General features: G+C 44.6%; 2 protein-coding genes. One reads left to right on the top strand and one right to left on the bottom strand.

Going from position 1 to position 2,507, the window contains the following annotated elements:
- Positions 1-130: 130 nt before the first annotated feature.
- The gene (locus Q0Y54_RS12620) at positions 131-1,198 is read right to left on the bottom strand and encodes an SGNH/GDSL hydrolase family protein (RefSeq protein WP_297968691.1); all 1,068 of its coding nucleotides are present in this window, start codon (positions 1,196-1,198) and stop codon (positions 131-133) included.
- 78 nt (positions 1,199-1,276) lie between these two features.
- Between Q0Y54_RS12620 and Q0Y54_RS12615 the strand changes: the two genes are divergently transcribed.
- Positions 1,277-2,507, top strand: a 1,231-nt coding sequence (locus Q0Y54_RS12615) for an NAD(P)H-hydrate dehydratase (RefSeq protein ID WP_297968688.1), incomplete at its 3' end; no start/stop codon positions are given.

The raw sequence follows: 2,507 nt of genomic DNA, 5'->3' as shown, positions 1-2,507 counted from the left end.
GAAAAACTATAATATCCGCAAAAATTGTTACCGCTGCAGGGTGGTGGCGGGCGGGGCCAGGTGGCAGGGGCGCGGCCTAGGGTAGGCCTAGAAGGGCAGCAAAAAAGCCCCGGCAAAGCGGGGCTGAATTTTAGAGAACTGCGATGAGGTGCTGGGCGATGGCTGCGTAGCCGGCGTCGTTAGGGTGACCGGCCAAGAAGGAGCCGATGGTGTATACGCGGCCGTCAGGAGTGACGTATTCGTCGCCTTCCTGAAGCTGGTATTCGGCAACACCTTGGATGTCGGAAAGGCTGACGTAGGTGCAACCTGTGGCAGAGGCTACGGATTTCTTGGTGCTGATGATGCTTGAGTATGCCCAGAAGTTGTCAAGCATTACGATGCGTGCGTTAGGGTTGTAGCTTCTGATGTATTTGATCATGTCGGTGAGATCCTCGGAAAAGTGGGTCTCGTGATTCTTTACGTTTTCGCCAAGTTCGATGACGATGGTACCGTACTGGTAGTTGGTGATGTATGGGTCAAGGTCATCAAGTTCTTTGTTTCTGGTGTTGGAAAATTCCCATGCTCTAAGTGACATAAAGTCGTAAGAAGAATATCCCTTTGCGGCTACGGTAAGGTGTACGTAGTCATTTGCTGCAGTGGAAGCTCCACAACCCCAGCCTGAGCCCCACCAGTCGCTGGTGGCAGGATACATGGTTATTGAGTTGCCAATGAATAAGATGTCTTTTGTGGCAGTTGGAACTGGCTTTGATGTAGATGGAAGAGGGATGTCTATGTATTCCTCTGATACATCTTCAAATGAAACATAGCCGAAGTCGTCGCTGACTTTTATTTTGTAGTAGTCAGTCTGGTCACAGGTGGCCACGATTGAAACTCGCTGGTCTATAGAGAGTGTGCCTACGATTTCTGCTGTGTCGTATGGTTCTTCTCTGACGGTTGCATCAGCAACTGCAAAGTATGTAGCCTCAAAATCTGTGAAGGTGTACTCATCTTCCTGTTCAGCTGCAGCGGTAGCGGCTTCGGCAGCTTCCTTTTCGGCTTTTTCTGCCTCAAGGCGAGCCTGCTCCTGCTCAGCCTCAATACGTTCTTTTTCAGCTGCTTCCTTGGCAGTTTTTTTATTTTGGATAACCACAAGGGAACCGAATGCGATAATCAAGATAACAAGTGAAATCCAAAGAGTGATAACGATTTTCTTTCTCAAAATAATTCTCCTGTCCTATAATAAGTATTATAATTACTGTATTATAGCACTTTAGAAGTTGTTTGAGGATAGAATATTATGAAACCAATACTTTCAGCAGAAGAAATGAGAGCCTGCGACCAGGCTACTATTGAAAAACATAAGGTACCATCCCTAGTTCTGATGGAGCGGGCGGCAAAGGCTGTGGCTGATTTTATCATTGATAAATACCCTGAGGCTAATCAGGTGTGCGTGCTGTGTGGACCTGGAAATAACGGGGGAGACGGAGTAGCTATTGCAAGGCTTTTGTATTTGTCTGGTAGACAGGTGAAGACTGTTCTGATGGCAGATGAGTCCAAATATTCTGCTCAGCTGAAAGAGGAAATAGAAATTGCAGAAAGCTATGGCATGGATTTTGCCTTAGGTTTCAATGAAGAAAAAATACAGTCATCTGATTTGTACATAGATTCCATGTTTGGAATAGGGCTTACCCGGGGACTTTCTGGAGATTATTTGGCAGCGGCAAAGCTTATAAATAATTCTAATAAGCCAGTGGTAGCTGTTGATATTCCTACAGGCTACCATACTGACTGTGGAAAACTATTGGGAGAGGCTGGTGTGATGGCCAGTGATACCATTACTTTTGCCTATATGAAAAAGGGGCTTGTGCTAGGAGAATGTAAGGAGGCAACAGGCGAAGTTCATGTGGCGGATGTAGGCATTTATTTGGATGAGACTGAGGGAAAGGCTATGATTTTGGAAGAAGCAGATTTAAAGGATCTTCCTAAACGAAAGTCTACAGCAAACAAAGGCTCCTGTGGCAAGATTTTGATTATTGGCGGAAGCGAAAATATTTATGGTGCCCTTTATTTGTCAGCAAAGGCTGCCCTTACTGCAGGGGCTGGCTTGACCAAAGTTTTTACCCATAAAAACAATATAGAATCTATTAGGCAGGCTATTCCTGAGGCGATGTTCTATGGATATGAGAACTTTGAAAAAGAAAAGCTTTTAGAGTCAATTGACTGGGCCAATGTGATTTTGATGGGTCCGGGTCTTTCAACCGGAAAACTTTCTGAGGAAATAGTGACAACAGTCCTTGATAATGCCAGTGTACCGCTTATTATAGATGCAGATGGAATTAATATTTGCGCCAATGTGAAGGGGGCACTAATTAAATATGCGAAAGAAAATCCCGTTATTATGACTCCACATCTCAAAGAGATGGAAAGACTATGTGGCGTTCCCGTGAAGGAGATTAATTATGACATGGAAAAAGTTGCCAGAGATTTTTCTTGTGAAACAAATGTGACTGTGGTTTTGAAAAATTTTT

This window comes from uncultured Anaerovibrio sp. (assembly GCF_947302755.1).
In the GTDB taxonomy this organism is placed as follows: Bacteria; Bacillota; Negativicutes; order Selenomonadales; family Selenomonadaceae; genus Anaerovibrio.
The sequence above is the reverse complement of the archived record's forward strand: the minus strand, read 5'-3'. Positions and strand labels throughout refer to the sequence as shown.